This window comes from Flavobacterium hauense, from assembly GCF_054457175.1.
Genome location: NZ_JBTKVX010000035.1, coordinates 1 through 25959, shown reverse-complemented (window position 1 = coordinate 25959; position 25959 = coordinate 1). Strand labels below are relative to the sequence as shown.

13 protein-coding genes are annotated in these 25959 nt (G+C 38.4%); all 13 read right to left on the bottom strand.

Going from position 1 to position 25959, the window contains the following annotated elements; all coding sequences use genetic code 11:
• Positions 1-2291, bottom strand: a 2291-nt coding sequence (locus ACX0HA_RS17155) for a hypothetical protein (RefSeq protein WP_458846534.1), incomplete at its 3' end; no start/stop codon positions are given.
• Between the two features lie 237 nt (positions 2292-2528).
• Positions 2529-9455 carry a choice-of-anchor J domain-containing protein gene (locus ACX0HA_RS17150; RefSeq protein ID WP_458846533.1) on the bottom strand — a complete coding sequence of 2309 codons (6927 nt, stop codon included), beginning with the start codon at positions 9453-9455 and terminating at the stop codon, positions 2529-2531.
• A gap of 325 nt (positions 9456-9780) precedes the next feature.
• The gene (locus ACX0HA_RS17145; protein ID WP_458846532.1) at positions 9781-11574 is read right to left on the bottom strand and encodes a tetratricopeptide repeat protein; all 1794 of its coding nucleotides are present in this window, start codon (positions 11572-11574) and stop codon (positions 9781-9783) included.
• 272 nt (positions 11575-11846) lie between these two features.
• A complete protein-coding gene (locus ACX0HA_RS17140; RefSeq protein WP_458846531.1) occupies positions 11847-12854 on the bottom strand; it encodes an acyl-CoA dehydrogenase family protein in 1008 nt (335 codons plus the stop codon).
• Positions 12855-12905: 51 nt separating this feature from the next.
• On the bottom strand, positions 12906-14420 hold the full coding sequence (locus tag ACX0HA_RS17135; RefSeq protein ID WP_458846530.1) for a carboxypeptidase-like regulatory domain-containing protein: 1515 nt from the start codon (positions 14418-14420) through the stop codon (positions 12906-12908).
• Between the two features lie 130 nt (positions 14421-14550).
• Positions 14551-14970: a hypothetical protein gene (locus ACX0HA_RS17130; protein ID WP_458846529.1), complete on the bottom strand. Its 420-nt coding sequence runs from the start codon at positions 14968-14970 to the stop codon at positions 14551-14553.
• Between the two features lie 23 nt (positions 14971-14993).
• Positions 14994-16106, bottom strand: coding sequence for an AI-2E family transporter (locus ACX0HA_RS17125; protein WP_458846528.1), 1113 nt, complete (start codon positions 16104-16106; stop codon positions 14994-14996).
• 182 nt (positions 16107-16288) lie between these two features.
• On the bottom strand, positions 16289-17734 hold the full coding sequence (locus ACX0HA_RS17120) for a TolC family protein (RefSeq protein ID WP_458846527.1): 1446 nt from the start codon (positions 17732-17734) through the stop codon (positions 16289-16291).
• Positions 17727-20921 carry an efflux RND transporter permease subunit gene (locus ACX0HA_RS17115; protein WP_458846526.1) on the bottom strand — a complete coding sequence of 1065 codons (3195 nt, stop codon included), beginning with the start codon at positions 20919-20921 and terminating at the stop codon, positions 17727-17729. Before ACX0HA_RS17115 ends, ACX0HA_RS17120 begins: the two co-directional genes overlap by 8 nt.
• Before the next feature lie 26 nt (positions 20922-20947).
• Positions 20948-22027 carry an efflux RND transporter periplasmic adaptor subunit gene (locus ACX0HA_RS17110; RefSeq protein WP_458846525.1) on the bottom strand — a complete coding sequence of 360 codons (1080 nt, stop codon included), beginning with the start codon at positions 22025-22027 and terminating at the stop codon, positions 20948-20950.
• 246 nt (positions 22028-22273) lie between these two features.
• On the bottom strand, positions 22274-22687 hold the full coding sequence (locus tag ACX0HA_RS17105; RefSeq protein WP_458846524.1) for a hypothetical protein: 414 nt from the start codon (positions 22685-22687) through the stop codon (positions 22274-22276).
• A 156-nt stretch (positions 22688-22843) separates the two neighbouring features.
• Positions 22844-25657 carry a beta-galactosidase GalA gene (gene galA, locus ACX0HA_RS17100; protein ID WP_458846523.1) on the bottom strand — a complete coding sequence of 938 codons (2814 nt, stop codon included), beginning with the start codon at positions 25655-25657 and terminating at the stop codon, positions 22844-22846.
• 173 nt (positions 25658-25830) lie between these two features.
• On the bottom strand, positions 25831-25959 hold a 129-nt coding region (locus ACX0HA_RS17095; protein ID WP_458846535.1), incomplete at its 5' end, for a T9SS type B sorting domain-containing protein.

Genomic DNA, 25959 nt, shown 5'->3' with positions numbered 1-25959 from the left:
GCGTTGGCTCCAATTGCTGCAGCGGCAGCTGTGTTGTGGTAGGTCACCGTTAAGCCAGCCTGGCCGTTAACTATCTCGGCTCCGGCTATCGTAAGGTCAAAATAAGCGCGACCGTCAAAGTTGTCGGCGCACGATTCAAGGGGGAATGGCTGAGAAACAATTGGTGGCGAAATCACATCAATAACAAAATCAGTAGTCCCAAATAAAGCTGGATTATCGGTTGTTTCCATACGGATATAAACCGTTGCCTGACTGCCCGAGTTTACTGCAAACGCAGCAGGGTCTGAAACAAAATCATTATCATCCTGAGCTCCTGATGCCGTATTGTGAAAAGTAATATTATAATCAGCAGCAGTCCTGCCGTTAAGAATTTCTGTTTCAAAAGTATTCAGGTTAAATACGACCGAATTTTGACCGGACGGTGCGCATACCTCTATATCTTGCGGCTTATGCGGCTGACAATCAACAAGTGTAAGCGTAATAGGTATAATATCATAACATGTAGGAGAATAAAAATCATATATCCTTACATAGGCTGTTGCACTACCCGAAATAAAATTAACAGGATCAACAATTGCATCTGTTTCAGCATCGGCATCAGCCAGTGAGTCATAAAAATCATAATCATAATCGGCTGTTACTGCTGTTGTGGCCTGAGTAAGATCAAATGTACCTGTTGTTCCATTTGCACAGATATACAGTTCATCTTCTACATCCTGAGGCTCAATTCCGGTTCTTAATATCACTGACTCAATATACTCATTATTGGTTTCATCAGTTTCACGCACTGTTCCTACTCCTGCCCCATTATCATCTATCACAAACTTTAGCGTAAAGTTATTCGGTATTCCCGGAGGCAAAGTCACATTTAAAACACCTATTTCAGAACTCTCAATTGCAATATCATTTGCTGTAGCTGTAGTTGCTATCAAAGTATCATCGGCATAAACAGCAATAGGAGTATTTGCAGGAAGTATGTCAGTAGCATTATAGTTTTTAGCCATATAAACCAGCTGCAGGTCACGGTTGAGGCATACCTCGTTACCGCTCAAAAATATCATCTCAATACTTGCATCGGGCAATTCACTGTTTATTACTGTAACTATATTATTCATTATAATACCATCCTGTCCCGAGGTAAGTGATACATCCAAATCGGTGTCTCCTACATTTATGTAGCTTTGAATATTGTAAAAATCAATATCCATATTCCAAAGGTCAGAAGCGCCTGTGAAACTATTAGTTCCATTAAAAGCGTTATTGGCAGGGTTCAATGGAGGGTTACTTAAAACAGATCCATTAACATTTACTGTTTCGTTAACTGCTATACTATTATCACCTTCCCATGCAAGGAAACCAATTTTGGCTCCGGTATTACTTATGACATTAAGGTTATCCAAATATATATTGAGTAATGGATTTTGCGCATCTACTCCCTTAAAGCCATCATAAACAGCAACCTGATTATAAGGTAATGAATTATCGTTATAAATTATGATAACTGACCATCCGGCAAAGTTGATTGCAGAATAACAATAATCCGTATCATCTGCAATAGTTTGTGTAATATCAAGATCAGACAATGTATAAGTTCCGCTGCTGGCAACAATACTTGTAACATCGGCAAAAGCACCAAATGAAGGCTTAGGATTATTAGCACTTACTGAAATTGTTGAATAAAATGTTCTTTGAGCTGTAACATCAATATTGTTGAGCTTTACATCAAAATCGCCTAATCCTGATCCTGCCCAATAAAGATATGCAGCTACAATTGTCTGACCAGGCTGCAGACTTAATGCAGCCGAAGACTGCGTTAATACTCCACACTCATCACTAACAAGTATTCCCGCGTTTTCTTGGAGATTCAATGTATTTCCAATAGCGGTGTAGTCATATTTTCCATTAAACTGTCTGTACAATGAAAAGGGCACCCCTTTCTGAACATTAAATGTAAAAGTCCTTACCGTTGTACACCCCTGGTATGTTGTTGTTAAAGTAAGCGTAATTAAGCCTTCCTGTACAGAAGTGTATGTTATACTCTTACCATATAGTATGGCTCCTCCCCCAAAATCCCACTGATAAATTACAGCAGCAGGATTGATACCCGCAGGATCAACATCTGCAGTAAGCGATATGGGGCGTGCAAAATCAATCGTATAAATATTGTTTGCAAAAGCCGATGGCGTTACCTGAGTGAGGCTCGCCGGAAGTTCACTGCAACCGGTTTGTGCATTAGCATGACCGGAGAATAGTAACAGGAACATCAGTATGTATATGTATGCCTTTTTCATCAGCTTAATTTTTCAATTTAGAGTTAATGCAACCAAACACTGCATTAGAAAAGAATAGCAATTCTTATTATTTTTTTGCAGATTACTGCCCAGACAATCATCTGTTTTATATAACCATAAAAGTGAGGCCGGTTTACCAGCCCCACTCAATATAATTTAATTTTTTAAAATAGGCAAAGGTTAAGGTGGCTTCCTAAACACTATAAATCAGCCACCTCACCCTTACAAACAAGCTACCTAATCTTGTCTGTTTATATAAATCCATCCGGTTTTACTTTCATTATTCTTTAATTCAAGAACGTAGAAATAAGTACCCGTCGGAAGTTCACTACTTGAATCAGTTTGTCCAGACCACTGATTTGTATAATTACGCTGCTCATAAACCTTGTGGCCATATCTGTTGAAAATGCTTAATTTTTCAACATCCATACCTCTAAGATCCAGATTATCGTTAATGCCATCGTTGTTTGGAGATATACCTCTTTGTACTTCACAAAGCACATTAAACACTTCAAACTCTTCGGTTACTGTACATTGTCCTGAGGTTACGATTACAGTAAATGTAACAGGCAGTGTAACATTTGGATGAGCTGCAACATATTCTTTTACATTAAAAAGCTCACTATCGTTACCTACTGTATTACCATCCTCATCTTTCCATACATAACTTGCTGAAGAAGCATCATACGAATTATTTACAGGAACAACCTCCAACCATAATGCATTGTTACGGCATCCATCTTCAATGGTTGCACTTAAACCATCCTCAAGCGTAAGGGTAAATGAGCTTGTGCCATTTACTTCACAATCCTGCTGTGCAATGTATGTATACGTTATAACATATGTTCCGGCCTGGCTTGCAGAAACATTTACTGAACCATCGGCAGAATTTATGCTGATATCAGCGCTATCAGTAGTAAATGTCCCACCTGTAGCAAATCCTGCAGCCAACTGCGGAGTTACAATAGCTGTTCCCAGACAGTAAGCTACCGCTTCATACGTAAATGATGTAACCGGATCTATTGAATCTTTAACCATAATTGAAGCAGTATAAGTAGCTGCAGCAGTACAGTTAAGAGCGTCTTCTGTTATTTGATAATCAACGTTATGCATTCCTTCAGCAGCACCACTAAGATCAATTACCCCTGTTTGGGCATCTACTGTCAGGGTAGCTGATGAATAAGTTCCACCAGTTACAAATCCTGTTGATGGTACAGGTTGTGCATTTACTGCTAATACACAAACATCTGCATAGCTAAAGCTTATTGATGGCTGCGATGCAACGGTAATGTTTATTGTAGCTGTAAAGCTATCTGCACCGATACAAGTATTTGCATCAGCATTTACCGAATAACTAATACTGTGTGTTCCTACACTAGCACCTGTAAGGTCAAGTTCTCCTGTTAGTGCATCAACCGTTAAGGTAGCCGATGAATATGCTCCACCTGTTACAAATCCGGTTGGTAATACAGGCTGTGCACTTGCTGCCAACTCACAAACATCTGCATAGCTAAAACTTATTGATGGCTGCGATGCAACGGTAATGTTTATTGTAGCGATAAAGCTATCTGCACCGGTACAAGTATTTGCATCAGCATTTACTGAATAACTGATATTATGTGTTCCTACGGTAGCACCTGTAAGATCTATAACACCTGTTAATGCATCTACCGTTAAGGTAGCCGATGAATATGCTCCACCTGTTACAAATCCGGTTGGTAACACAGGTTGTGCATTTGCTGCCAACTCACAAACATCTGCATAGCTAAAGCTTATAAACGGCTGTAGTGTAGCAGTAATTTCAATAGTTGCTGTGTATGTATCAGCTGCAGTACAAGCATTTGCATCAGCGTTTACGGTATAATCAATATTATGTGTTCCTACTGTGGCACCTGTAAGGTCAAGTTCTCCTGTTAGTGCATCTACCGTTAATGTTGATGAAGCATATACCCCACCTTCTACAAATCCGGCAGGAAGCACAGGCAACGCATTTGCAGACAACACACAAGTATCAACATAACTGAATGTTATAGCCGGAGCAGTTGTTGCATCAATAATTACAGTAGCATCGTAAGAACCTCCTGTAACACAATTGGCATCTGCCAGTGTATAAGTAACCACATAAGTCCCCGGCTGCGTTGCCGTAAGGTCTATTATACCGGTTGTTGCATCTACAGTAATAGTAGTGTCTGTAACACTATAAGTACCTCCATCTGCAAATCCTGTTGCTTTAACAGGCTGAGGGTTTTGAAGTGCAATTGTACAAATGTTAGCATCATAAGAGAATTCAATTACAGCTGTAGTATTAGGAACCACTATTGTTTTGAACGAATCCGTAATATAACATCCTGTTACAGTATTCTCAGTACGAACATATACAGTATGATCGTTCACAGCAGCATATGAAGCCGGAGTAGCAATAGCATCTGCAGCATCTCCTGTTTCAGCTAGCAACTGAGTTTCATAATAGCTAACAGCATAATCAGCAGCATTCACTACATTATCTAATATAGCTGTAGTATTTAATCCTAAATCGAAAGATGCATCTGCAGTCGAAGAACATAACGTAAGATCTGCCGGAGCATTTACAAGCGTTTCAATGTTATCAAAGAATTCAATTGCTATCTCATCGTTTGTAGTACATCCTGTTGTTATAACTGTTGCAATAACTTTATAAGTTCCCGGTTCGGTTACAGTATATGATGAAGCTGTAGCACCATCGATCACAACATTATTTTTAGTCCATACAAAGTTGAAATATGAAGTACTAAGCTTAGTATCAAGTAATTTATCACCACTAAAACACACTGCGTTGTTTGTGCTTACCAAAAGGTCTGCACCAAAATTAATGCGTCCTACATCGAAGCTGTTGGCATCAAGGAAAATCGCTGAATCATAATTTCCGTCATTAGTCTCGGCGATTACCATCTTAATGCGGTATGTCTCACCCGGTATAACAGGAGCCTGAACCAATAGCGGTTTTGTATGGCCCATAAAGTTATCTGCTGCTGCATATCTTGATACACCTTTGTATCCATCATATAGTTTATCAAAGAATTCAGGATTACCAGCTACACAGTTACTACCATTTACAGTATAATTAAATTTACTGTCTCTGGTCGTGCTTACAGATACGGGTAAATTAGTTCCCGGTAATGTAGCAAGGTTTATAGTGTTTCCAGCCTGATCTGTCAGGAAGAATGCAAATGCATCGGCATATTGGCACTGAGTATAACCAAAATCTTCTGAAGCAAACAGGTATTCGAACGACATTTCTGTACCATAGGCCATGAAGTCGAATTCTATAGATGTAGCATTGTAGAAGTTAACCAATCCAGGTGAACTACCTGATGCAGACACATAATCATACAGATCCTGGTCTCCTAACCAAAGCGTCGCATAAGGCGATACCGTCTGGATATAGTTAGCAGATTGTATTGTAGTTTTAGGTCCTGTAGCGCTGCCTGCTTTTCCTGTGGAAAGGATTATACCACTCTGGAAAGGGAAATCAGCCCCATTAGCACTAAAATAGCCTATACCGTTATGAGCTGCTCCATAGTTTGTACCTGTAGTATAGTTCAGGTTAGAAACCTGTGCACAGTTTTCGTTTACAAGTACATCACTTATCAGCTGTTCCTCAGTATATGTTGTCTGATTAATTGTCAACGCTTTGTTTGGAGTAGCGATACAAATATCAAAACGTGTATCGTTTGCCGCTGCATAGTTTGAGAATATCCTTAACTTGTAAGTAGTGCCTACAGTTAGATTATTTAAAAGCACATCATTATTGTTAGCGCCGTTACCTGTTATAAAGAATGTGGTATTATATTGAATATTATTACCCTGTGTACATAACACCTGCGTAAGGTTGTTACATGTACCGCTATATAACACTTTGCTCAGGTTTTGGGTCGTAGTACTTGATCCGTCCCTGTTGTTGATGTAAAGTATATGCGAAGTTGCCGTTGCAGTAAATTCAAACCATACGTCATCATTAGCATAAGCAGCTATACCACATACGTTCGACTGAGGCGATGCAGTAGCTCCCAATAAAGTAGCACTGTATGGTGTGGTGCAATATCCTGTAGAACTTACTGGAAGTACATAAGCCGTTTCACAGTTGTCGTTTGTGATTTGGGTATAGAATGTTTTTGGTAATGTCCATGAGCTCTTGCTTGTATCACTACAAACCGACCTTACATAAAACGTATATCTTCTACCCGGTATAAGGCTGTTCAAAGTAAATGGATGTGCAGATACTATCGTTCCTACAGTTGTTGCTGTTGGAGCAGGTTCACCTGCAGGTACAGCAAATACTTCCCATAATGCAGCAGTTCCAGCTTCTGTCCAGTCAATAGTAATAGACCCTGATGTGTTTGCTGTAGTAACAACATTCTGTGGCTTAGGACAAGCTACAGGTGTACATGTAGCCGTCCCGGAATATACCGGAACTGAAATTGGCTGTATAACAGGCGATACACCTTTAGTATATCTATATACCACTTCGTCATAAGAATCTAAAACAATTACTTCAGCTACATACTGATCCCATGTATTATAATCCCAGTTAAGAGTAAATGGAATACCCGGACACATAGCCACTGTACCTGTATTGTTTAATGCAAAAGCACTGATAGTTCCAACCAAAATACCATTTTGCGATACCTTAAGATTAGAGAAGGTACCACTTCCGCTAGTAGCTGTAATGGTAAATTTATAATTACACCTGTCCTGAGCAGGACAAACCGTTGTATTAAATACAAACGGACCTACCCATCCGCTTTTGCTTGTCGCAGAACAATAAGCACGAACATAATATTCATAAAGCGTAGCAGTATTTAAGTTCTGGGCGTTATAAGTATTAGAAGAAACAAGAACACCATCAGTAGTTGGCACACCGCTGTTAGCTGTCTGTACTTTTATTTCCCACTGCGTTTCCTGATATCCTGTTGCCCATGATAATGTTGCCGTGTTATTACTGTAATTAGACCCTGTAAGCGCTGTTGGGGCAGCACATGCAGGAATATCTTCAATAATAAAATCATCAATAAAAAGGGTCCATGAGAATAAATTACTCTGAGGAGTATGTAAAGCAATATTTACAGGTCCTGTATATCCATTCAGATAGATGATCTTTTCTACATACGTACCGCTGGTAAGCGTTTCGACAGGACTTAACGTATTTGTGAAACTCGCAACTGCTGTTCCTGTTGTAGAAAGCTTAACTTCCATTTCAGCCGGATAACCCGATGAAACAACCCTGTATTTATATCGTAACCTTTGGTTTCCATTTAACTGTACAGTAGGGCTTATAAGCCAGTCATTGTTACCATTTGGCGTACTTACCGGAGCATACTTACTCAAAGACGCACATTGGTCTCCTTCAAACATAAAGTAAGTAGTGCTGGTATTCCATTTAAGGTTATCATTATTGGCATCTACAATCGTCCAGCAATTTTTACTTGGAGATGTAGAGTTGAATGTCTCGGTAAACGGAGGTAATATTGTTCCACATGCCGTTATAAGCCTTGTGGCAGCCTTTACCCAGATACTTTTATTTGAAGAAGTACATACCGACCTTACATATACATCATAACCTGATGTAGCAGCCAGGTTATTTACAGTATATGTAGGCAGGGTAGTTGTAATACCGGCAACGCTTTCCGCAGGAAATGGTGCTCCCATCGGTAATATAAGTACATTCCACTCGGTAGCTGTTCCGGTTTCCTGCCAGTTTATAGTTCCACCACTAGTAGTAATACCTGCATAAGTTATATTTGTCGGAACCTTACAGTCAACCACTTTTATTGATACATTATCGATAGAAGCCGGCGGTTGTACCCCGTTAATTGCATCATTTCTCCATTCAAAGATCAAACGCATTGTCTGGCCTGCAAACTGAGTTGCATTAAGCATGTATGCATACGGCTGAAAATTCGTAGAATTATTGAATTTATCAGCAATTCTTATTTGGGTTGCACTAGCATTTATACCCGTACCCGCAACAGGGTTAAAAGTCGCAGGAACAGCCCATACATAAAAATAATCATTGATCTCTCCTACACCTTTCCAGTCGAAAGAAATCCCAATGTTTGTTGTTCCTGCCGGAATAATTAAATCCCTGTAAGCATGAACAATAGATGACTGAGTAATGGTATAAGCATTTGCAGCACCATTGTTGTTACTTACATATAGGGATTTCTGGCCGCCATTATTTGCGGCATTGCCTACAAACCATTTATTAAGCTGTGTACCGGTACTCATAGACCAGCCCACAGTTGAAGACTCGAAGTTATCTGTAAGGGGAAGTGTTGCCGCTTCCTGGAACGTCGTGAAATTATATGGACCAATCCAGTTACTCTTTGTAGCTCCACAGTTTGACCTCACATAATAAGTGTAAGGCGTAGACCCTGTTAATCCTGTAATAGGAATTGGCGATGCTGCTCCTGTATGTGTCACCACATTTGTATTAGGCGCTGTAGTACTCCCCGGGATCAGGTTAATATCCCATGAACCTGTTGTAGTTCCGGTAATTGTAATATTTGCGGTATTCGCACCTGTTGCAACTCCTGTCGAAGCAGTAGGAGGCAAACATCTTTGAATTATGTTAATATCATCCAGAGTAAATCGCTCACCCTGAAGTGTAGCGCCATATTGCGTATCTTTCTTTATAAATGCCAGGAATACGTTCTGATTAGCGTAAGCAGCCAAATCTACTGTTTGTTTATAACAGGCGATCTGGTTGCCGGGATTCATTTCATTCTCAGTCCATGTTTTTACCAGGGTAAAAGTAGAAACATCAGTTTGAGATGTAGTTGAAACCCTTAACTCATAAATACTGCCATTTTGAGCAGGATATGTCTGTAGGGCATAAAACGTCAAATCTGCATTGGGAGGCAAAACCACCTGAGAGGTTACAAGCCATGCCTGTGATGTATTACCCTGCCCTATTAAGGCATTCGATACAAAGGCACCCGTCGTACCCTGACATGTAGTTCCGGTTGAGTTAACCCAGGCCGGAGTGGTACCGGCTGCTCCATTGAGCAATGTAAATTTTCCCCAGTTGGAAGGTATCCCATTTTCAAAATTCTCAGTCCATTGACCATAGGATTTTCCAAATGTAAAAAATAACATCACCATCAGTAGTAATGTAATTTTTCTCATAGTTAATTAGTATTTAGTTTTTAAGTAGTTAATAGCATTCAAAAGTAAATTTTATATTAAATAAAATGCAATAACACTACTAGACAAATACTGAACAAACTAAAAACAATAAATATTTAATGTTTTGATTTACAATAAATTAAATAAAACAACTCACTAGACTTTAAAAATTATCATAATGAAATGTAATTTTAACAACCAATTAATCAAAAAATAACTAAATCTTCATAAATTCATTTTGACATGATTTTTTTATCTTAAAAATTACACCGATAAAATTTTAATATTTGTTTCCAGATAAAATATAAATTCAAAATGCCTTTACTTAGTGGATCAGGCTTACAAAATCGTCCAGATTTTGCTCACTATCTAAATTTAGTTTTTTACGTATGCGGTATCGGGAAGTATGAAGGCTTTGCATTGTTATGTTCAGCAAGTTTGAAACTTCATGAAGCGACATTCCGATTTTGATGTAAGCACAAATTCTTATATCAGTATTCGAAAGCTGCGGATAAGCGGTCTTGATCTTTTCAAAAAAGTCAGGATGCACTTTTTCGAATACTTCCCTGAATTGTTCCCAGTCTTTCTCCTGGTTCTGATTTTGATAGAGTATGGATTTAAGATCGGATTCAATATCAGTTTTAGACTTTTTACTTCTTTCGAGCAAATCGGCTATTTCGATCATTAGCTTATTCTTTGCTATCAGCTGCACACTAATACTCGTTATTTCACGATTTTTCAAGTCCAGTTCCAATTCCTGCTGCTGCGATTTAAGCTTTAGTAATTCATTTTCGGCTTTTTCTTTTTCATTGTTTATCTGTTCCCTCATTATGCCTTCCTGTAGCTTTTCATTCTCAAATTTGCTGATTTTTAATGTTTTTTTATTTCCATTATAAAACAACCAAACTATTCCAATTATTAAAAGTGAGATTAAAACAGTGAATACAATTGAAAAAGTAAGGTAATTACCTCTTTCTTTTTCAATATCATATTTGCTTCTTAACAGGTTTTTCTCCAGTTCAGACTTCTCAAATTCATTGGTCCATTTCAGCTCTTCAATTTTTTGCTTGATCTCCGATCCGTATACACTATCCTTCAGCTTATAATAGTTGCTTGTATAATCGGCATACTCTTTATATTTATTTTCTGCTTTTGCTATTGCTGCTAATTGCTGCAGAGCATCCAGTTTACCTCTTGGAAAATTCATGCTCTTAGTAAGTTGAATTTGTTCTTCAAGATAATTTTTAGCTTTTGTTAGCTCATTGGTCTCCGAATATACAATACCATAATTTAGAAAAATCCTTTCTTTTAGCCTCGTATTGTTTATTTTTTCAGAAAGTACAAGTGCCTCATTAAGCATTGTAAGGGATGAATCAAAGTTCTTAAGACTGGATTCTATGTTACTCAGGTTAATCATAGTACTTACTACATTAACCGTATCTTTTAGATTAGTAAAAGACTCTAAACATTGTTCCTGGTATTTTTTAGCTTTTACAAAATCTTCTTTGATCATGTAAACATTACCCATATTCCCATAAAATACAGCCATCCCCCTATTGTCACCTGATATCTTATAAATATCAAAAGATTTATTAAAGTTTGAGATACTGTTTTCAAAATCTCCCATCTCGAAGTATAATATCCCTAAACCATTGTAGGTCACCGGCAGATTTACGGGATCATTTTTCTCTTCGAAGTAATCCCGTGCTTTTAAATAATAATTAATTGCTTCGGTATACTCATTTTGCAATACATAATATTTACCAAGAATTATAAAGAGTTTATGCCTGTAGTGCTCATCTGCCAGTTTATCGGAATAGGACAAGGCAAGCTCACTGTCTTTTAAAACCTTGTCTTTGGCACCTGTGTTTACATCAAGTAATGTTCTGTAATAATATCCTTTTAAAAAAAGAGTATCATTTTGTGTGGTCTTTGCTTTTGTGATTACCTGGTTAACAATTTTTTTTGCTTCAGTAACATTCGTAGTCGCAATAGACTCAAAATTTATATCATCTTTATTGCTATTGTAGTCAATCTCATTTTTTTTCTCACTACATGCTGTTATCAGGCATAAGAAAATCAATACCCTTAAAAACTGCTGTATTTTTATAATTTTCATATTCAAAATCTTATGGGGGATTATTAGTGCAATATGAAAGTTAAATTTAAAGATGTAGTTGTCACATCATATTAAATATTTCATTGCAGGACTGAAAAGAAATTTAAAATTTAAATAACAGCGCCGAAAATAGTATTAATTATCTTGATAAAAAAGTTTTATCCCTTCACATTTGAATCCTCTAAAGTATTTCACTGCAAGGGTGTTGAATTTGCATTACAGCTTCATTAAACAAGACACATGCTTTTAGCACAGGCCTTTTATAGATAATTCTATTTTTCTTTTCTAAAATTAAAATGCTGGGTAGCAGTAAAGAAATCCCTAAAAACCTGGTTAATACCATGATTTGTCACTGATGCTTTTACTCCCATAAGTTGGTGCAGTTTAATTATCATTACTATTAGTTCCTCAACTACTTTTTCTCCAAATGCATGGACCTCCATAATAAATTCTGCTTCCAGTGAGCCGTTATCTAAAAGTATCTGTTCTGTTTTTTTAGCATAATGATTCACTTTTTCGACGGCTTCAATAAGATAAGCCTCCATTTCCTGCTGAAGAGCAACTTTTTTAATCGCAAGGCTCTCGTCGAGATAATGCTGCGCCATGCCCAGATAATTCACGAGCAATGTCAAATCGGCAAAAGTTTCAAATGGGATACGGCTGATATAATCATCACTATAAAACCTGTTATAGACAAAACTTCTTTGTTCAGGAACATACTGTTCTGAAACTTTAAAGCTATGAGAAGCCGTAGCTACCATGCCCATCGACTTCCAGGTCGGTATGAGTTCGACCTGCTCCGGATCAAGTACAAAAGATAAAAATTCAGGTTCTCCATTTTCATCAAATAACGGTTTTCCATTTTCGACAATTTGGGCATTTAAGGTAAAATGAGAAAGATAAGGCGCACCTGTCGCATAATTCCACAAGCCATTGATAAAGTACATATCTCCTCTCTTTTCGGCAGTGCCGCCTATCATGCCGCCGCCGCCAAAGCATACCTTTTCATTCTCAAATATGTCTTTAGCCACTTCAGGAATAATGTTCCTCGAGAAGAAATTGGCACCGCTGCATAACGTTACAAGCCAGCCAAGGCTTCCGTCAATTTCTGCAACTTCCCTCAATACATTCAATCCCTTTTCAAAAGAATAGCCGAGACCGTTATATTCTTTTGGTATCCAAATCCTCAGCCACCTTTTATCATAAATGGTTTCTACTATCTGAGCATCTAATTTCTCTGCACCTGATAAACGCTTACGCAAACCTTCTCTAAAAGTCATAATCAAATTTTACACGACAAATTTAAAGAAAATGAAACTGAAGACTATACATTATTCTTCCAACGTCCTGAATTGTTTCATTTCCTGCAACGGCTCTATAGCACTGTATTCTTTCCAGATAGCCGGGTCATATTTACTAAGCTTGATGTAGTCAAATTCAGACTCCTTAACCTGGTCATAGTTAGCTACAGTACTTTCTTCTTTAGATATTACAAAGTATTCTTTCCTTTCAATCTCATTCACTTCAATTTTCAGGTCGAAAGCGACTTCATGCTTATCGCCTTCTCCTATCTCTAAAAACTTCAAAGGCCTGTTTACATAAACATACTCCCCGGTTTCAATGGAGCCATATTGCAGGTAATAACCTTTACCGTCTGCCTTTTCTTTATATATCAATGTTCCTTTACTGATATTTTCCGACTGCTTGACCCCAAAAAGGAATTTTAAATTTACACCTCCAAGTGTTTTTCCTTCTCCCAAAACATATTCTGCCCTTACAACAGCATAGTCCTTTTCAGAAACATAGAGTGTACCTGCATATTTGCTTTTTCTCTTCTTAGGCTTAAATTTTATAATGAACACTGATTCATTACCCCCCGACTGGGTTGTACCGGCATAGGTGTACTCATATAATTCCTGTTTATTTATAAAATCAAAATTTGAACTCTGTAGATTACTCTTTCCCATAAACGACATAACTTTGCTTTTGGCGTCGCCCAGTTTGCTTTTAGTGGTTACAAACTTTTTACTTTCGTAAAAAGCACCGTTCGCAACAACAGTATCGCGGGTTCCTAAAAGACCGCTTTTTATTCTGTAAAGCTTATGCGCATCAAGGTGTTTGAACAAGATTCCCGAAGCCATTTTCTCCATTTCATCAAGATCTACCGAACGGCTTCTGTCTTTCAACTCAACAGCCTTGACAACTTCAAACTTAGCAACACGTACAGGTTTATCCTGATATGTCTTCATTGCCGTATGATAATTGCAAAGCATATCGGTAAATTGTTGCGGCGGATGCGAGATAAGCTCAGAAGCAAAAGCCTTTATTTCTATGTTTGCATCGTTAAGCTGTTTTTTATCATATCCCGTTGCTTTAGTCATTTTCGCCTGTAGCTTAACAGGCTTTAAAGCCATACCCTCACGATAAAATATCATGTTTTTTTCTGCTTGCTCGGTAACCCTGTAGTTGTGCTTTAAATTACTTTTTACGGCAGCCATTATACTATCGGCATTCACTTTAATATTCGTAACATATACCGTTTCAAGCTCAAAAGCACCAGGCTGAAGCTTTATGACATTGTTCTTCTTTAATTCAGATACTGTAATATAAGCTGTTTTATACCCTAAAAATGATACAGCCAGCATTACATCGTCAGTAGTTTTTTCAGGCAGGGTAAAAAAACCCTCTTCACTGCCAATTATATTTTCTGTATCATTTATAACAACTCCTGCGTTAGGCAGGCTCTGCCCATTTTCGGCATCAACAATTTTTCCTGTAATATTTTGGGCATTTACAATCTGCACTCCTAGTAGGGTAACAAAGCAAATCAATAGATTTTTGATCATTATAGAATAGGTTGGTTTGGTTATAGGTTATACTATTAACGAACTTACATATATAAAATTATATCAGAGAATATTTATTAAAAAAAAGAAGCCCCGGATTTAGATTTCCGGGGCTTATCATTAAATTCTTTTAAAGGTTATTGTTTTGTTTTTCATCGCTGTTAGTGTCATTCTTTACTTCTTTTTCCATTACCATGATTTCGGTTTTCTCTTTTTTGATGGCTTGTCGTAACAGCGCAAAAACACTCATATAAGCATTAGCAACAAATACAAGTGCAAAACCGGCAATCAGGTATCCTTTCCATCCGGTCAGTAAAAGTTGGTAACCTGAGATTATAAGAAAAAAAAGTGTGACGTAATGACTAAAGCAGTATTCGCAGGTGAACAGATAAAAGAACTTCCTTCCCAACAGGGTTTTACGCTCTTTTGAATTCCTGACGCAGTATTCCCTGGGTTCACGAAAAACTTCCTCATGCGTAACTGTCCATGCTACACACGATATGGGTATAGCAAGGATAAACAACCATATAATCTGGATATGTAATTCCATAATGCTCTAATTATAGTCGTATATTATTCCGGTTCGGGTTCCGGCTCAACAATCTTTCTTTTTCTGAATACAAACGATTTTGGCAGATCATTACTGAGGAGATATCCCCAAGGCTTCAGTTCATCGATCCTGTCAAAAATCACTTTCAGGATAGCCATAAGCGGTATGGCAAGAAACATCCCTGTAATACCTCCCAAAAGCCCACCAATTATAATCCCGATTATGGAAGCAATGGCATTGATTTCTACTTTAGAGCTCACGATCATAGGTACCAAAAGGTTATTATCCAGCAGCTGAACTACAACATTTACTATAATTATCCCTGCAACAATAGAAAGGTCGGTAGTTCCTGTCAGGGATGCCACTATAGTCAATATTCCGGCAATCAGTATGCCTATATACGGAATAAGGTTAAGCAATCCTGTAATCACTCCAAGCAATATGAAATACTTGACACCAATTATCATTAACCCTATCGAGGTAAGTACAGATACGATTACAAACTCTATCATCAGTCCAACTATATAGCTCTGCACTGACACTTTAATTGTCCCCATTATGTCCTCAAGAGCTTTATGATGTCCTTTGTCAAACAGCTTACATAAGAACTTGATAAAATGAGTCCTGTAGAGTAGGATCAGGAAAATGTAAACAGGGATAAGTATCAGATTCATTATTGAATCTGTAAATGAGGATAAGGTACTGCCCAGCATTTGTTTACCTGAATCTAAAGAGCTGTCTGCGGCCTTACTTATGAGTTGCTGTTGCTCTGCTCTGCTAAAGCCAAAGGTATCTTTAACGTATGCCTGCAGATTGATGTAATGCTGGTGCAGGTTAGATTTCATTTTATTCCAGTCACTTGTCATTTCCAGTATCTGAACCGATATAAAATAGAACAGTACTGCAAATACAAGCACGAACAAAACAACAGTAACCAAAGCCGCAAGCACATGCGGAAAACGTAGTTTCTTCTCCAGAAAATTAGATACAGGCCTAAGCAGTATAGCAAACAATAAAGCCATAAGCAATGGCATTATCACTGATTGCCCAATGTACAGGATAAAAGTAATTGCAATAAGGATAAATAATACCAATGCAAATTTTGCATAAAAAGGAAACTGTGTGGCTTGTCTCATAAAATTATGTCATTATTTAGAATAACAATCAAATTTACGGCTACAAACCCCTTATATTTCTTAAAATTATTACAATACTTACTAAAAAAAGTATTAATCTTTATAAATCAAAAAGCCCCCAAAGTCCGGAGACTTCAGAGGCTTTTACCAACCAACCAATCTATTTTTGTTTTATATAGCAACTATTCCCATCCGCCACCAAGTGCACGATAAATGTTCACTGTGGCATTCATTTGCTGCATCTTAGTCTCAATCAATTCAAATTTAGACTCTAATGCATCGCGTTGTGTCATCAACACCTCCATGTAATCAGCTCGTGCCGACATAAAAAGATCATTTGAGATATCAATAGACTGATTAAGCGCATCAACCTGTTTTGATTTTAGGTCAAAAGCTTTCTCAGTATTACTTATTTTGGCCACCTGATTCGCTACTTCAACATAAGCATTCAGTATAGTACGCTCATAATTGTAAACGGCCTGTACCTGTTTTGAATTAGCCGAATAGTAAGCAGCCTTAATAGCATTCCTGTTGATAAGCGGCGCAGTAAGCTCGCCCGCCAGACTATAAAGTAAAGACTCAGGCTTTACAAGATAGCTTGGGTTAAATGCCTGGTAGCCCACACCTGCCGAAATGCTCAATGAAGGATAAAATCTCGCTTTAGCCACTTTTACATCCAGTTTTGCAGCAGCAAGGTCCTGCTCTGCCTGCCTGATATCCGGTCGGTTTGCCAACAGTTGTGAAGGCACGCCTGAAGAAATCTTAGTAGGCACCAAATCGGTGAAACCTGAAGTTGTCCTTTCAACATGCTGAGGGAACCTTCCCACAAGGAAATTGATCCTGTTCTCCGTTTCGGTAATCCTTTGCTGAATGTTAAACTGAAGACTTTGCGTATTTAGCACCTGTGCCTGAAACCTGCGTACAGCAAGCTCATTAACACGTGCTGATTCTTTTTGAATCTTAACAATTTCCAATGCATTGGTCTGAAGATCTATATTCTTTTTAACCAGATCCATCTGGTTATCAAGAGCAAGTAATTCATAGTACGAATTGGCAATCTCAGCGATAAGATTCGTCACCATGAAATTCTTACCTTCTACAGACGAAAGATATTTGCTCACAGCTGCCTTTTTAGCATTATGCAGCTTACCCCAGATATCAAGTTCCCAGGTAGCATAAGCCCCTGCCATGTAATCAGGCAACGGCTCCGGATTTTCTTTACCCGGTACAATTTCAAGATTAGATTCGGTAGCCCCGTTTCTGGTAAACTTACCTACCTTTTCAACTCCGGCACCACCTTTAAGTCCCAAAAATGGTAAATACTCCCCTTTTCTTGCCCTAATCTCATTTTTACTGATCTGGATTTCCTGAAGCGTAATATTAAGTTCCTGGTTATTGGCCAGTGCAGTATCAATAAGAGTAACAAGATTCTTATCGGTAAAAAACTGTTTCCATTTAACTTTAGCAGAATTTAGTGTATCCTGCGCAGTACCGTTGGCACCATAAGCTCCGGGAACGTTTTTGCTTTCTGTTCTCTGAACAGCATCTGCCGGAAGCTTACAACCTGTTACAGCCAATGCTACACAGGCTAATGCTATATATATGCCTTTATTAAATCTCTTACTCATTATCATCAGTATGTTTGAAGTTATCTATTTGATGAACCAATTCTTCTGTTAAAGAGCTATCTTCTTCATCTCTAATTAATTTTCTGCCGGATGCAAGCGTACCAAAAATGTAGTATAGTCCCGGCACAATGATTACCCCGAATATCGTTCCGAAGAACATACCGCCAAGTGCAGCAGAACCTAAGGTCCTGTTACCAATGGCTCCCGCACCACTCGCAAGCATCAAAGGAATCAAACCTGCAATAAATGCAAATGAAGTCATCAGGATTGGACGGAAACGCACTTTTGCTCCTTCGATCGCCGCCTCGAGTATTGTCATTCCCTGATGGTGCTTCATTACAGCAAACTCGACTATCAGTACCGCATTCTTACCGAGCAGCCCGACGAGCATGATAAGCCCGATCTGTGCATAAATATCGTTTTGAAGTCCCATTAACTTAAGCAATAGGAATGAACCAAAAACTCCAACCGGAAGCGAGAACACTACAGCTAACGGAATAATGAAGCTTTCATACTGCGCAGCTAACACGAAGTAAACGAATGCCAATACAATCAGGAAGATATAAATTGACTCATTACCTTTTTGTGCTTCGTCAAAAGAAAGACCTTCCCATGCGATGTCATAACCTTTTGGCAATGTTTCTTTAGCAACTTCACGTACGGCGTTAATAGCCTCAGCTGTAGTATATCCTTTTGCAGGAAGTCCCTGGATCGCTGCTGAGTTATACATGTTATAACGTGTAATCTCATTAGGCCCCTGCGTTTTCACAAGCTTCATAAATGCAGAGTAAGGAACCATCTCTCCGTGATCATTCTTGATATATAGATTCAGGATGTCAGATGGAAGCCTTCTGAACTTAGGATCAGACTGAACGTAAACTTTAAAGAAACGCTCAAACTTGATGAATCCCTGCTCGTAGGTACTACCTATCAGGATGTCAAGGTTTTCCATTGCTTTTCCAATAGACACTCCTTTTTGCATCGCTAACTGGTTGTCAATTTTCAATTCATATTGAGGATAATTGGCTGCGAAGAAAGTAAACAGACCCGCTAATTCTTTACGCTTGCCAAGATCTTCCATGAATTGTTTGTTGATCTTGTCAAAATCCTTGTAATCAACAGTTGTACTCTTATCCAATAAACGCATTGAAAAACCTCCTGAAGAACCAAATCCAGGAATGGCCGGCGGTTCAAAAAACTCAATTTTAGCACCAAGCCCTTTAGATTTTTCCTCTAACTCTTCCATAACTTCAGTAACCGTATGCTTCCTGTCAGACCAGTCTTTAAGGTTGATAAGACAAGTACCAGCATTAGATCCCCTACCTTCAGTCATGATCTCATAACCGGCAAGTGACGACACCGATTCAACCCCATCAACATGTTCACATATTTTCTGAAGTCTTTGCGAAACCTGGTTTGTAGTTTCCAGCGTCGATCCCGGAGGTGTCTGGATAATTGCATATATGGTACCCTGGTCTTCACTTGGGATAAATCCTGAAGGAAGTATTTTATTTACATAAAAAGTGCCTGCACAGAATAGTATCAGGATTCCGAATGTAATAAACCTTCTGTTAACAATAAGCCTTAGTAAGGATACGTACTTACCGGTCATTTTATCAAAACCACTATTGAACTTATCCAGTGCCTTAGTGAACAGATTCTTTTTCTTTTCATGACCATGGTGATTTTTAAGCAGCATCGCACACAATACCGGAGTAAGCGTTAGTGCAATAAGTGCCGAGATCACGATTGAACTCGCCATGGTGATAGAGAACTGACGGTAGAATGTACCCACAGGACCCGACATGAAAGAGATAGGAACGAATACCGACACCATTACCGCAGTAATCGCTATAATTGCACCACTGATCTCGCCCAATACTTTTTTTACTGCCATGTAAGGCGTAATATTCGGGAACTCTTCAAACTTGGCGTGCACCGCCTCGACGACGACTATCGCATCATCGACCACAATACCAATAGCCAAAACAAGTGCAAACAAGGTTACAAGGTTGATCGAAAGTCCGAAGAACTGCATCACAAAGAATGCACCTACAAGTGAAACCGGTACAGCTAATATAGGAATCAGCGTAGAGCGCCAGTCACCAAGGAAAACAAATACAACCAGGGCAACAAGTATAAAGGCATCCCTTAATGTATCTATTACCTGCTCCATCGAGGCATCAAGGAATTTAGACACGTCATAGCTGATCTTGTAATCAAGTCCCGGAGGGAAAGTTTCCTTCATTTCCTCCAATTTTGCTTTTACCTTCTCGATTACATCACTGGCATTACTTCCGTAATTCTGTTTCAATACTATCGATGCAGAAGGATGTCCGTCAAGGTTCGAATAGATATCAAAGAATTCACTTCCTAATTCAGCTTTACCAATGTCCTTCAAACGGATGCTTTCTCCATCAGAATTAGCACGGATAATAACATTCTCATATTCTTCAGGCTCGCTGAACCTTCCTTTGTACGTCAAAACATACTCCAATGACTGTGCCTGAATACCCGAACTCTGACCTATACGTCCGGGACGCCCTACAATACTTTGCTCGCCCAGGGCTTTCATTACTTCTTCTGTAGAAACGTTATAAGCCCTCATACGTTCAGGATTTAACCAGATACGCATTGCATAGGTTCTACTACCTAATATCTGTGATCTTGCCACCCCTTTAATCCTGTTGATTTCAGGAAGCATCTTAACACTAGCATAATTGTACAGGAACTTTTCATCCATGTTCTTACCAGTAGCATACAGGTTAACGTACATCAACATACTTGGCTGGATTGGGGTAATTACCACACCTTCACGCTGTACAAGTTCAGGTAGCAACGGCATAACCTGATCTACCCTGGTCTTCACCCTTATTACCGCCTGATTAGGGTCGGTACCGGGTTCAAAGATTATTCTTAAAGTGGCTTCACCTGCACTGGTTGCATCAGTAGCCATATACCTCATATCCTGAACACCGTTAATGGCATTCTCTAATGTAATAAGGGTTGACTTCACTAGTACATCAGCACTGGCTCCCGGATAAGCAATAAAGATATTTACTGTAGTTGGTGCAATATCGGGAAATTGCGATGTTGGCAATTGTTTGATTGCCAGGGAACCCATAAACACTATCATAATCGAAATTACAATTGCAAATACAGGCCTTTGTATGAATTTACTAAACATGTTCTTTTCTTTTTAAGTTATCCGGATTACTCAGCATAAAGCTCTAAATGCGACATAACATATTCAGGTTTCTCCAGTTTGTACTCAATTTTTTCATTTTCTTTTACAAGGCGAATACCTTCAAGCAGAATCTTATCATCAACTGATAAGCCGCTTATTGCGAAAATATGTGGCAGTTCAGCAATAATTTTTATCTCTTTAGAATGTATCTTATTGTCTTTATCAACCACATAAACATATTTCTTGTCAAGAACTTCAAAAGTCGCTTTTTGCGGAATCAGGACTGCGTTTTTAAGAGGCACTTCCATTTCAACATTACCTGTTTCACCATGTCTCAATAATCCTTTAGGATTAGGGAAAGTTGCCCTGAAAGCGATATTACCTGTTTCGTTATTGAACTCTCCTTCAATGGTTTCAACAATACCTGTGTAGTCAAACAGTTTATTATTAGCCATTAACAAGCTTACTTTTGGTTTGCTGTCACTTTGTAATTTGGCTTTATAGTCAAGATATTCTGCTTCAGGCACGTTGTAATAAACCCACATCTTACTGTTGTCTGAAAGATTAGTAAGAAGGTCACCTTCATCTACAAGGCTTCCAAGCCTTACGTGAAAACGGTCAATGATCCCATCAAATGGAGCCCTGATCTCAGTAAACTGAAGGTGTACTCGGGTCAATGATAATTCTGCTTTTGCTTTATCCAGTTTAGCTTTAGCCATAGCCAGTTCATTTTGGGCTACAACTTTACTGTCAGCAAGTCTTTTGGTGTTTTTATATTCTATTTCAGCAAAATCGGCTTCAGCCTGTGCTCTCTGCATTTCAGCTTCATAAAGCTTAGGCATGATCTTGAACAATAATTGTCCTTTTGTCACACGCTGGCCTTCATCTACATAAATTTTCTCAAGGTACCCCCTTTCCTGGGCTCTTAATTCAATATGCTGTATCGAGTGGATTTGCGACACATACTCCTTAGTAATAGATGTGTCTTTTTTAATAGGGTTAGTAACCAAAAACTTGGTTTCTTCCTTCTTTTCTTCTTTTTTTGATGTGCAGCTAGCCACAAACAAAAAGCCGCACAGGCCCGTAAGCATGAGGATTTTCTTCATAGTTTAATTTTCGCTTTTAAAGCAGTTCGATAAATATTTAGGATGTTATAAGGACGTGTATAAACACAGTACAGAGCGTACATTGCATCATTCGGTATTACCAAAAGCTACATTTACAAAGCCAAAAAATCACACATTTACATGACCTGAAGTCATAAAACAATGTATAGTAAAAGGCTACATTAAAGTACGATATACAAACAGAAGTTTAAGGCAATTGCATAATTGCCTTTAAAAGGTTTTAAATCAAATCCTGATTACGCGAAAAATAATAAAGCGTCTGAAAGATGATAAATGAAAAAAGTGCTTATTAAAAAATAAGTTCTTTTTTATACTTTGAGAAAGTTCTACCGATGACTGGTCAAACAATGCAGCATTAGAATATTTAGCAACTACTGAATATTTTTTTGCTGATAACTGTTCATCTTCTTCACCTTCGTTATCATTAGCACGGATTTTATAAGTATCCGGCTGAAAATAATGAGACGATTTAACTATAGAAGGCTGCCCGTTAAGAAAGGCATCTATGTATTCTTTTTTTAGATTTTCAGATTTATTGATAGATGCAGCTGTACTTCTATGCGCGTTAGCATGCAGTTGGCCAAATCCGGTCAACAGGAATACGCTGAGTGCTACTATAAATCTTACTAAAAATTTCATTCGCCGCAAAATTACTAAAAGTTAATCACACTACAATATTAAATCTTTAAATATTAAGTATAATAAACTACTGGCTTTTAAGCCGATAAAACAAAAACGATGCCAAAAAAATATTTGCCCATCAAAAATAAAGAATACCTACAAAATATCACTGGATTAATTACCAATGCTACAATTGAAAGTTGCTGTTTTCAACCCTTTAGACATAGCCGTGACAATTATTTGTTTATTTGAACCATCTGGCTGAATTAATAACTGCGCATAACCATTAAATAGTTTTCGCTTCCATTGCTCAGCAGGGCGAACAACCTGAATCACTCCCGGATCAGAATTTATTACATCCCAATCACGAATTTTATGAATCGGTGTCGCTATAATAGAGAGCGTATTTACCCCCTGCTTCAGAACTTTTGAATTAAGCACATATTTTTGTGCATCATGTTCCGAAGTCAAGACCCTGGTCCCATTTACAAAAATCACAGCCTCCACCCCTATCTTTTGATAATAAAATGTAACCACATCTGACTCCTGCATAGTACTTAAATCAAATTGACCACGGTATGCATAAGATGGAGCCAGGTTTTTATAATCCCTTCCTTTAAACGCTTCTTTCCAAGCATCCTCCGGATAAGAAGGTAATTGTTGCGGCAATTCTGTTGTTGTTAATGCCTGTTCCTGTAATCCCGTTATCGTTACCAAAGAAATATCATCAATAAACTTATCCTTTTCAATCGATGTTGGGTTACCATTCCCAACCCCAATGATCCTGCCTCCTTTTACATCAAAGGTAATTTCGTTCTCTGCAACAGGCACATGCAGATCATTTTTATCGGTCACTTCAACAGTGACCACAGCAACATCATTAGCTTTATTATCCTGCGAAAGTTTTATATTCAGAGGGGTACTTGTGGTTTTTTTTGTGTCCGACAATACTCTCTTTCCGTTTTTATAACTGATGGCTTCCAAAACTCCTGGTTTGTAAACGACTTTCCATTCTAAATGTCCAAGCTTTTCCATTTTCTTTTTGCCAAGGCTTTTTTTATTGAGAAAAAGCTCTACTTCATCACAATTTGAATGTACCCATACATCAATTTCTTTACCTTCCATACCCTGCCAGTTCCAGTGCGGAAAAACATGAAGTACCGGTTTATCTCCCCACCACGATCTCAGGTAGTACACATTATCTTTAGAAAAACCGCAAACATCCATCATTCCAAAATATGATGTTACCGAAGGCCAGCCATAAGGCGTAGGCTCCCCCCTGTAATCAAACCCCGTCCAGATAAACATCCCTGCCATATATTGACGGGAAGCATAAAACTTCCACCCTTCCTCTATGCTATAAAAAGAAGGTCGCGGTTTTTTGTCATAAGCGCTTTGGTAATGTTTAGCGTCATCGGTAAAATAGATACCTCGTGTCGCAAAGGTCGAACCTTCTTCAGTACCCATTCCCGGTTGTTGCTTAAACTCATTTCGGTGTGCATCGATATCACCATTACCCATGTAGTTATACCCCATGATCTCAACCATAGATGAGATGCCACTTTTGAATCCGCTGCTTATACCCACAGTAACAGGTCGCGTAGGATCAATACTCTTAGAAAAAGACTGCATGATATCTGTAATACGCTCTCCCATAATATTCCCTTCAATTGCCCACTCCTCATTACCCACCGACCAGCAAATTACACTTGGATGGTTACGGTCGCGTTCAATCATTTTTCTGACACTTTCAAGATGAACATCATTAATACCCATAAGGCGGGTTTCGTCTATAACCAGCATTCCCAACTTGTCACAAGCCTCAAGTAACTCACTTGTTGGCGGATGGTGTGAACAGCGATAGGCGTTACTACCCATCTCTTTTAGTTTCTGAATACGATAATATTGAAGACCATCTGGCAATGCAGTACCTACACCGGCATGGTCCTGATGGTTGTTTGTTCCTTTCAGTTTCAGGTGCTTTCCATTAAGAAAAAAGCCTTCCTCAGCATCAAAATGTATGCTTCTTATACCGAAAGTAGTTTTATAATTATCAATTACAACTCCATTTTGCTTAATCTGAGTAATAAGAAGGTATAAATTAGGTGCATCAATATCCCATAGAGATGGATTATTTACTTTTAGTACCGATGCAACATCTGAAGTTTTATAAAAATCCGGAGCAGTGCCTTTCTCAGTAACCGATGCAACCTCTTTACCTGAAGGATCAAAAACAGTCTGTACTATTTCAAAATCGCCCTGATACTTTCCTTTATTTTCAACTGAAATTTGAGCATTTACAACAGCAAAATTATCTTTGATATCTGTTACGACATAAGTACCATTTGCAGTAACGTGTAATGGATTCGTTTTTTGCAGATAAACATGCCTGTAAATACCTGCACCCTCATAAAACCATCCTTCTTCCATCGAAGAATCAACACGTACCGCTATAGTATTCTCAGCTCCATAATTTACATAAGCCGTTACATCATATTCAAATTCGTCATATCCGCTTTCGTTAGTTCCCAGAAAATGACCGTTGAACCATACTTTTGAATTACGGTAAACACCATCGAATTTTATAGTTATAACCCGCCCCAAATCACTTTTTGGTATAGCAATCTTTTTACGGTACCAGCCAATACTACGTTCAGGAAAACCTTTCCCGGCAGTTTTAAACCCATGGCTAAAGCTGGCATTTTCACTAAAAGACTGTTCTACCGCCCAGTCGTGAGGGAGATCAAGCAATCTCCATGCCCTGTCATCAAAAGACGCAGATGCCGGGCCGTCACCATTTCCTGTTTTTGCTAAATAAGAAAAATAGGCCGTACCGTGATTAAAATCTTTCTGTGTATCTGACGGATGCCCGAAAGAAAAATGCCAGGCATTATCAATGATATTTTTTTCTCTTACAGTAGCGTTTTGTCCAAAACAGTACTGTGTGAGCATCAACAAAAAGCAAACAATCTTTATTCGGCAAGCCATGATTTTCATAAATAGTGTAACAATTAGGTATAAACTATAAAAATATCTTTTTTATTCATGATAGGTTAATAGTATTTAATCAAATAGTAATGATTTATTCTTGGTTTGAGTATACAAAAACAAACCGGGCAGCCAATGGCTGCCCGGTTCTTTTATTTATCTGTTTATCTCTTTTATCTCTTAATCGCAAAATGCGATTTAAACTCACGTGTTACGGTGGTTGTGCCATCGAATTCAGGGTAGGTAACGGTGAACCAGTAGTCATCGGCAGGTACCGCACGACCATTGAAGGTTCCGTCCCA

Coding starts and splice junctions, on each gene's coding strand:
- galA (WP_458846523.1), bottom strand. CDS start 25,657: ATGGCTTGCCGAATAAAGATTGTTTGCTTTTTGTTGATGCTCACACAG.
- ACX0HA_RS17145 (WP_458846532.1), bottom strand. CDS start 11,574: ATGAAAATTATAAAAATACAGCAGTTTTTAAGGGTATTGATTTTCTTA.
- ACX0HA_RS17130 (WP_458846529.1), bottom strand. CDS start 14,970: ATGGAATTACATATCCAGATTATATGGTTGTTTATCCTTGCTATACCC.
- ACX0HA_RS17120 (WP_458846527.1), bottom strand. CDS start 17,734: ATGAGTAAGAGATTTAATAAAGGCATATATATAGCATTAGCCTGTGTA.
- ACX0HA_RS17125 (WP_458846528.1), bottom strand. CDS start 16,106: ATGAGACAAGCCACACAGTTTCCTTTTTATGCAAAATTTGCATTGGTA.
- ACX0HA_RS17150 (WP_458846533.1), bottom strand. CDS start 9,455: ATGAGAAAAATTACATTACTACTGATGGTGATGTTATTTTTTACATTT.
- ACX0HA_RS17110 (WP_458846525.1), bottom strand. CDS start 22,027: ATGAAGAAAATCCTCATGCTTACGGGCCTGTGCGGCTTTTTGTTTGTG.
- ACX0HA_RS17135 (WP_458846530.1), bottom strand. CDS start 14,420: ATGATCAAAAATCTATTGATTTGCTTTGTTACCCTACTAGGAGTGCAG.
- ACX0HA_RS17105 (WP_458846524.1), bottom strand. CDS start 22,687: ATGAAATTTTTAGTAAGATTTATAGTAGCACTCAGCGTATTCCTGTTG.
- ACX0HA_RS17115 (WP_458846526.1), bottom strand. CDS start 20,921: ATGTTTAGTAAATTCATACAAAGGCCTGTATTTGCAATTGTAATTTCG.
- ACX0HA_RS17140 (WP_458846531.1), bottom strand. CDS start 12,854: ATGACTTTTAGAGAAGGTTTGCGTAAGCGTTTATCAGGTGCAGAGAAA.